This window comes from Syntrophaceticus schinkii (assembly GCF_000946815.1).
Taxonomy (GTDB): Bacteria; Bacillota; DSM-12270; order Thermacetogeniales; family Thermacetogeniaceae; genus Syntrophaceticus; species Syntrophaceticus schinkii.
This window is the reverse complement of record NZ_CDRZ01000003.1, coordinates 22,176-29,068: the sequence shown is the minus strand read 5'-3', so window position 1 is coordinate 29,068 and position 6,893 is coordinate 22,176. Positions and strand designations below refer to the sequence as shown.

The window sequence follows — 6,893 nt, the reverse complement described above, 5'->3', positions numbered from 1 at the left end:
TGGTGGCTATCAAAAAGGGCGGCGGTGAGGCGCCTAAGATCATGGTAGCCGCCCACATGGATGAGGTGGGGTTTCTCGTCACCTCGGTGAGCGATAGTGGCTTTATCAGGTTTCAGCCTTGGGGGGTTGGTGGGAACAGGTCTTGCTGGCGCAGCGCGTGGAGATTCTGACCGGCAAGGGGGCGGCTGATCGGGGTGAATCGGGGCGAAGTCCCCTCACATCCTGACTGCAGAAGAGCGAGCCAAGCCCGTCAAAATCAACACCATGTACATCGACATCGGCTCTACAAGTAAGGAAGAAACGGAACAAGCCGGTGTCAAGCAGGGGAACCCTGTGGTGCCTTCCAGCACTTTTCAACTCTGTGAAAATGGGAGTCCGTTATGGCAAGGGCACTGGATGACCGGGTGGGGTGTGCCTGGTAGTGGAACTCTTTCAGGAGCTTCAGGATGTGCATCACCAGGGGACAATCTATGGTGTAATGACCGTCCAAGAGGAGGTGGGACTGCGGGGTGCCACAACTAGTGTTGACGTGGTGCGGCCGGATCTCGCCTGGTAGTCGATGTCTCTGTGGCGACCGACACCCCAGGAATCGGGGATACAGACATCGCTGCCCGCACCAAACTGGGGAAGGGGCCGGTGATCGGGTTTTACGATGCCAGCATGATTCCCCACACCCACTTTCGCGACCTGGTGGTCCAGGTAGCAGAAGAAAATAATATCCCCTTTCAGGTGGATGTAATGCCTGGAGGTGGAACAGATGCGGGCAAAATCCACCTCTTCCGCCAGGGTGTCCCCTCGGTTGTGCTCGGCATACCCGTCCGCTATATTCACGATCATACCGGGATAGCCCACTTTGATGACTACCAAAACGCACTGCGGCTCCTGGCGGCCCTGGCCCGCGCCATTGATGGGAGTACCCTGGAGAAGCTGAAAGATAACCTTTAGTGGTGGTTGACAAGTTAGTGGTTAGTCGTTAGTCGTTAGTCATTGGGAGTTCGGTCAAGATGTTCGGTCAAGACATGGGTAACACAAATGGTTCAACACATAGGTAACACTCCGGTAATACTCCATTATAATTTTAGATGAAATTATCCTAAGGAGGTTTCATCTAATGCCATGGAAGGAGACGAATGTTTTGGACCAAAGAACGCTTTGCTGCGAGAAAATAGGCTGCGAAAAGTACCACCCTATGATCTGTCATTCCCGTAAACTTGGGACATTTGCATTGATCTAAATAAAGCAATATAGCAAGCCTGGGGAAAAAACGGATGTCGAAAACCGGATGTCGGAAGTTTGAAGAAAGATGGCTTTGGTATAGATACTGGGGCCTTACCCGGTAGCAACAAGGTAACTAACGGCAAACCGCACTGTATGCCACTTTGCTAAAAGCAATATAGCAAGCCTGGCGAGTGGGAGGTGGGAAATGGGAGGATCGTGCCCTAAAAACAAGCTTGACCCATGGCAGACAGGTTCGAGCACCAGGCAGACCGACGCGGCACCATACTCAGCCCTGTACACACCCCCGTACACAGCCCGGGCAGAAACTAAATTACTCAAGCCTGACCCCGGTATTGTGCCTTGCTAGTTACGGGTGACTGTCACCATTTTGGGATACTTGTATAGACAGGTACATGTTATTGGTGACTGTCACAATTTTCAGAAAGTAAATTACTCAAGCCTGACCCCGATACTGCCCGATACTGCACTGACCTCTTGACGACGCTGATGGCGTTTATTATGATGCTGTTAATAACTATTTAACATTATTTTATTGAGGAGGGATCTTTTTTGCGCTGTGAAAAATGCCAGGCAGATGTAGCAAATGAAGATACATTTCAGTACGGGGGACAAACGATCTGTGAGGACTGTTATATTGAAGCCATGTCACGTCCCCAGCCCTGTGATCCCGGGGCGGTATCCGCTGCCCGAGCGGCCAGGGAGTTGCAGGGGCATAAAGGCATCGAGGGGCTGACCCCCATTCAGAAAAAAATCTACAATTTTTTAAAGGAAAAAGGAAAGGTGCCCCGGGAAGAGCTCGCAAAGTATATGCAGTTGACTCCCGAGGAACTGCAGGGGCAGTTTGCTGTTTTGCGTCACTGCGAATTGGCCAGAGGTTTTAAGGAAGGGAACAAGATTTATTTCACTTTGATGTAGTTGCTTTTTCAGGGGTGGATCAATGGATCAGGAGGACAGTTCTCCTGATCCATCTCTATAGTTGAAACAGGGTTGAATCAAGGGGACGGCAGACTGTGTGAAAACTATTGTACCGCTGGCCTGTGCTCCCGAGCTGGCCTGCGCTCCCAAGGACGACAGACTGTGTAAACCATTGTGCCCTTTTCCATCTCCCACACTTACGACCAAATTCCGGTTGTTTTTAGGGATAAGTGGTGACAATTAACTTGCTATTTCAGTTATGCCCCCCACTTCTGTCCGCCGAACTGGTGATTTTGGGATGGCTTTCCCGGCGGATGATCGTAAGTTGACCACCACGAGCGCCACGGGAATAAGGACTCATTCAAGCCTGACCCCCCTATTCTCCCAGAAAATAAATGGAGCGGGACCCAGGATTCGAACCCGTGACCCCCGACTTGGAAAGCCGGTGCTCTACCACTGAGCTATTCCCGCCCGCTTAATAGGTATTATAGCGAACAGCACTAGATTTGGCAAGGAACGGGACACAGAACCCATACGGACAGGTGGGGCGCCCCCTCTCCCCAGAAAATAAAATGGAGCGGGAAATGGGATTCGAACCCACGACACCCGGCTTGGGAAGCCGGTGCTCTACCACTGAGCTACTCCCGCGCGCTCCGTAGAATTATTATAGCGAATGGAACCGGGTTTGGCAAGGTCTTTAGCGGTTCTATTAGGATTATTGTATTGCCAGCGCCTGCGCCTTAATGCACTTGCGCACCCCCAATTTGCGGAAGATGCTGCGCAGGTGTAATTTGACGGTAGGCTCTAAGATAAAGAGGGAATCTACCTCGGCATCTACAAAATCATTGATAAAGGTAGAGTATTTTGTTCCCTCTAATTTTACGGTAAGCAACTTGAAAACGTTAACATGATCGTAGATATAGTCCAGAAAATAACCCGTCGTCATCTGAGGATCGTGGTAAAATTGCTTTCTATATAACGGCTGTATTTTACTTGATCCGTCGGTCAAAAACCATTGTGCACTTGTCAATCCCGTAACCCTCTTTAACCTCTTTAGCGCACTTTAACGCAATGTGTTTTTCTTGGAATTTATTCTAACAGTTAGGAGCAGCATGTTGAGCTTACCCCGAGGGAGGCCAGCTTGCTGAGTCCTGATATACCCTGGAGCTCAGAATCCTCCAAGTCCAGCAGCTGTAGACCTTCCAGGGCAGCCAGCTTCCCACCTACTGCATCACTAATGCTTCCCAGTGAACTACAGTAACAAGCTAAATGCTTCAGGTTTTTCAAGGGAGGAAGGGTGCTGAGATCGATATTCTTAAGATCATCAAGATAAAGGGTCTCCAGTGAAGCCATGTTAGCCAGCTGAGAAATGTTTTCAACTTGATTCCAGCCCAAATCTAACGTACCCCCCACTTCTGACCGCGGAACTGGTGATTTTGGGAGTTATCACACAGTCTGCCGTCCCCTTGATTCATCCAGCATTCTCCTGATCCAAAATAAAAGTGTAATTAAGCCAAAATAATGCATTTGATCTGCTATAATAAGATTACACGTCGTAATTTGGGGGTATTATATGAAAAGGTATCTTTTTGTCTGCATAACCCTGACTCTAATACTCGGCATTATGTTAACCGGCTGTCGAAATGATATAAACACAAAGGAGCCGGTAACTCTAACTCTCTGGCATAATTACGGCGGCCAGCTGAAAGACACGATGGACGGCTTGATCGATGAATTCAATGACACGGTTGGAGCAGAAAAAGGCATCATTATCAGTGTTACATCTATATCGGGCAGTGCGGCCCTCCATGAAAAACTCACCATGGCTGCACATGAAGACCCTGGCGCACCTGCCTCCCGGATATTACAACTGCCTATCCCAAAACAGCTCTCGCCCTGGCGGAAAAAGGACTGCTCGCTGATCTCAGGCAGCAGTTTACAAAGAAAGAACTGGCTGCCTATATCTCTGAATTTCTAGAGGAAGGGCGCATCAAGGATGACAGTCTCTACGTCTTCCCCACTGCTAAATCTACAGAAGTTTTGTTTGTGAACACAACCATTTTTGATAGATTTGCAGAGGAAACCGGTGCCAGGATGGAGGATTTGCAAACCTTTGAGGGCATTATAAAAACCGCTGAGCTTTACTATGAGTGGACTGATCAACAAACAGCCGATGTGAAAAATGACGGAAAGATGTTTTTTATGTCAGATTCGCTCTTTAATTTCGCACTGAGCGGGTGTAAACAGCTGGGTGCAGAGCTCATTAATGATGGAGCAATCAACTTCACATCTCCACAGTATCGAAAAGTGTGGGAGAGTTATTATAAACCCGCTGTCTTAGGCCATATGGCTGTTTATGACGGATATGCCAATGATCTCGTCAAAACGGGCGATATTGTCTGTTCAACCGGCTCCACTGCCGGTGTATCGTTTTTCCCTTCAACTGTTACCTATGCAGACAACACCACTGAGCCGGCAGAGCTGGCCATCTGCCCTTATCCTGTTTTTGAAGGCGGCAAAAAAATAGCTGTACAGCGGGGTGCGGGTATGAGTGTGATCAAGTCGACAAAAGAGAAGGGAAAAGCAGCAGCTGTCTTTTTAAAATGGTTCACCAGCCCTGAAAACAATCTTCGCTTTGTTTCATCCACAGGCTATCTTCCTGTAACTAAGGAAGCATTCGGTGAGCTAATGTCCAAAGAGATCGAGAGCATATCTGACGAAAAGATAAAAATGCTGCTGGAAACATCTAAAATAATGACAAAAAGAATACAAGTTCTACATACCACCGCTCTTTGACGGTGTTGACGAACTGCAAGAAAAATACCAAGGCCTATTTTTGGAAACCGCTTCCCAATCGAGAAAATTCTATCTGGAACATTTAAAGGGCAGTGATGCAAAAAGTGATGCAAAGACAGCATATGAGGCCGCATCAAAGGGTGTATATGAAGATTTTATGAATAATTTTGTCAAATAGTAGTACATATACACAGGACTAATAATCACTCCCTGGTCAGCGAGGGGCTTTTACATTGAGCACATTACCCCCTATTAAAAACAAAATTGCTTTATTAAAACAAGAGCTGCAGAAATCGACAATGGGCGTGCCTACGGCGTCCAGGCTTTTTCTGCTGTTGACAGTGTTGGTGCTGACTATTGTTCTTGGAGTTATCGCCATTCTGATAGTCACGGGAACTTTCACTGCAGGCCTGTCGGAAAATGAGAGATTGGTAAAAAACGAGCTCATTCATGCTTCACAGAAAATTTCGCAGGAATATGGACGGTTTTCCCTGCAGACAATAGAGTTTTCCAAGGCTCTATCCAATATTATGGAAGAAAGAATGAACAAGCTCGGCATATCTGCCGCTGACCTGCAGGATCATCCGGAGATGCTGGAGGAGCTTGTCTCCGCCGGATATGAACAAACCTTTTTTTTCTCTGCAGCTGGCTAAGAGCAGCGGGGCTTTCTTTGTTTTGGATGCCACTGTGAACCCTGCCCTTGATGATGCCCAAAGCTCCAGGGTAGGATTATATCTTAAGAATATGGAACCCAATATTGTCAATTCATTGTCACCGAACATCATTGTTTTGCGTGGCTTTCCCAGCATTAGCCGTGCTAACTCGTTACCCCTTCATGCCCAGTGGAAGATGGAATTTGAAACAAATAACGTTAATGCCCCGTATTATCATCGCCCCATTGATGCCGCCAATTTAAACCCCGAACTCCCCTTATCACGGCTCTACTATTGGTCTCCTGCCTTTAAACTGCCGGGTACCAGCGAAGATATCATGCTCTGCTCTGTTCCCTTGATCGATTCCCGTGGTCATGTGTTTGGTGTTTGTGGATTGGAAATAAGTGCCATGCTCTTTAAGCTGTCCAATATGCCGCAAAGAGGCACCTATCAGCGCATGTTCTGTGTCTTTTCACCGATAACTGAGAACAAAATTGATCTGCAGAAGTCGATGTTTGCAGGTGGTTATTCGGCCAAAATGACATCAAAAGGCAATACTACTCTGAAAATATCGGATCAAGGCCGTTCATTTTGTTCGTATAAACAGAGTCAGGGGCGGAATCATTCATTCTTGGGATTTCATAAGCCCATCAACTTATATTCTAGGAATTCTACCTTTTCTGATGAAAAATGGGTAGCCGCCCTGATGATTCCTGAGATGGATGTCGTAAGCTCTATCACCCGGCTAAATCTGATGTTGATCTCCCTGCTGACAATACTTGTTCTTTTAGGTATTATAGCTGCCTTCTTTTTGAGTAAACAATTTCTGAAACCATTTTTTGAAGGCCTTGATATTATTAAATCTGAAAACTTAAGCGAGGCACCGAGAACCCAAATACCGGAGATTAACGACTTGATTGATTTTCTTAAAGTACATAATGAAGAATTATACGAAAAGGCCAAGCAGGAGAACCTTTCCCTCTCCAGCCTTGATGAATTCCTGGAAAACACCGAAAAGCTCACTCCATCCGAACGCTTAGTCTTCAACCACTATGTAAAAGGATACACCCCAAAAGAAACCGCAGAAGAACTATTCCTCAGCATCAACACAATCAAAACACACAACAAACGCATCTATACCAAGCTCAACATCAACTCCCGCGATGAACTCATCCTCTATGTAAAGCTGCTCAAAGAAATAGGGAAAGAGATAGCGGATCAGGGGGATCAATAGAATACCCCAGCTGTTTGCTTTTAGCAAACAGCTGGGATACGCATTATTACACCTAC

The 6,893-nt window shown here is 46.9% G+C and carries 9 protein-coding genes, 2 tRNA genes and 1 pseudogene; 8 read left to right on the top strand and 4 right to left on the bottom strand.

The annotated features are described in order from the left end of the window. Nucleotides 1-41: 41 nt before the first annotated feature. The 4 genes and pseudogenes from SSCH_RS21545 (at nucleotide 42) to SSCH_RS00545 (ending at nucleotide 2,154) form a co-directional block, all read left to right on the top strand. Nucleotides 42-170 carry a hypothetical protein gene (locus SSCH_RS21545; RefSeq protein WP_198142031.1) on the top strand — a complete coding sequence of 43 codons (129 nt, stop codon included), beginning with the start codon at nucleotides 42-44 and terminating at the stop codon, nucleotides 168-170. A gap of 28 nt (nucleotides 171-198) precedes the next feature. After that, the gene (locus SSCH_RS21540; protein WP_156972001.1) at nucleotides 199-522 is read left to right on the top strand and encodes a hypothetical protein; all 324 of its coding nucleotides are present in this window, start codon (nucleotides 199-201) and stop codon (nucleotides 520-522) included. Beyond that, nucleotides 410-945 (top strand): annotated as a pseudogene (locus SSCH_RS20600) (M20/M25/M40 family metallo-hydrolase). Before SSCH_RS21540 ends, SSCH_RS20600 begins: the two are co-directional and overlap by 113 nt. 843 nt (nucleotides 946-1,788) lie before the next feature. Beyond that, complete coding sequence (locus tag SSCH_RS00545; protein WP_044663763.1) at nucleotides 1,789-2,154, top strand: helix-turn-helix domain-containing protein; 366 nt, start codon at nucleotides 1,789-1,791, stop codon at nucleotides 2,152-2,154. 396 nt (nucleotides 2,155-2,550) lie between these two features. On the opposite strand, the gene SSCH_RS00540 is transcribed toward SSCH_RS00545, so the two are convergent. The 4 genes from SSCH_RS00540 to SSCH_RS00525 all read right to left on the bottom strand — a co-directional run bounded on the left by SSCH_RS00540 (nucleotide 2,551) and on the right by SSCH_RS00525 (nucleotide 3,549). Then, nucleotides 2,551-2,625: transfer RNA gene (locus tag SSCH_RS00540), tRNA-Gly, on the bottom strand. Nucleotides 2,626-2,727: 102 nt separating this feature from the next. After that, nucleotides 2,728-2,802, bottom strand: a tRNA-Gly gene (locus SSCH_RS00535). Between the two features lie 67 nt (nucleotides 2,803-2,869). Next, nucleotides 2,870-3,184 carry a hypothetical protein gene (locus tag SSCH_RS00530; protein WP_044663762.1) on the bottom strand — a complete coding sequence of 105 codons (315 nt, stop codon included), beginning with the start codon at nucleotides 3,182-3,184 and terminating at the stop codon, nucleotides 2,870-2,872. Nucleotides 3,185-3,255: 71 nt separating this feature from the next. After that, nucleotides 3,256-3,549, bottom strand: a complete 294-nt coding sequence (locus tag SSCH_RS00525; RefSeq protein WP_044663761.1) for a hypothetical protein — start codon at nucleotides 3,547-3,549, stop codon at nucleotides 3,256-3,258. Between the two features lie 178 nt (nucleotides 3,550-3,727). Between SSCH_RS00525 and SSCH_RS18570 the strand changes: the two genes are divergently transcribed. The 4 genes from SSCH_RS18570 to SSCH_RS00510 all read left to right on the top strand — a co-directional run bounded on the left by SSCH_RS18570 (nucleotide 3,728) and on the right by SSCH_RS00510 (nucleotide 6,837). After that, nucleotides 3,728-4,132 carry a type 2 periplasmic-binding domain-containing protein gene (locus SSCH_RS18570; protein WP_198142030.1) on the top strand — a complete coding sequence of 135 codons (405 nt, stop codon included), beginning with the start codon at nucleotides 3,728-3,730 and terminating at the stop codon, nucleotides 4,130-4,132. Then, nucleotides 4,018-4,950 (top strand): extracellular solute-binding protein, encoded by a 933-nt coding sequence (locus tag SSCH_RS00520; protein WP_198142033.1) that lies wholly within the window; start codon nucleotides 4,018-4,020, stop codon nucleotides 4,948-4,950. The genes SSCH_RS18570 and SSCH_RS00520 overlap by 115 nt, the downstream gene beginning before the upstream one ends. A gap of 233 nt (nucleotides 4,951-5,183) precedes the next feature. Then, nucleotides 5,184-5,603 (top strand): hypothetical protein, encoded by a 420-nt coding sequence (locus tag SSCH_RS00515; RefSeq protein WP_044663760.1) that lies wholly within the window; start codon nucleotides 5,184-5,186, stop codon nucleotides 5,601-5,603. Further along, nucleotides 5,569-6,837 (top strand): helix-turn-helix domain-containing protein, encoded by a 1,269-nt coding sequence (locus SSCH_RS00510; protein WP_044663759.1) that lies wholly within the window; start codon nucleotides 5,569-5,571, stop codon nucleotides 6,835-6,837. The genes SSCH_RS00515 and SSCH_RS00510 overlap by 35 nt, the downstream gene beginning before the upstream one ends. The last annotated feature ends 56 nt before the right edge of the window (nucleotides 6,838-6,893 follow it).

What these genes read in the sequence shown, in the direction of transcription:
- SSCH_RS21545 (WP_198142031.1), top strand. Translation starts at nt 42, where the DNA reads ATGGTAGCCGCCCACATGGATGAGGTGGGGTTTCTCGTCACCTCGGTG.
- SSCH_RS18570 (WP_198142030.1), top strand. Translation starts at nt 3,728, where the DNA reads ATGAAAAGGTATCTTTTTGTCTGCATAACCCTGACTCTAATACTCGGC.
- SSCH_RS00510 (WP_044663759.1), top strand. Translation starts at nt 5,569, where the DNA reads ATGAACAAACCTTTTTTTTCTCTGCAGCTGGCTAAGAGCAGCGGGGCT.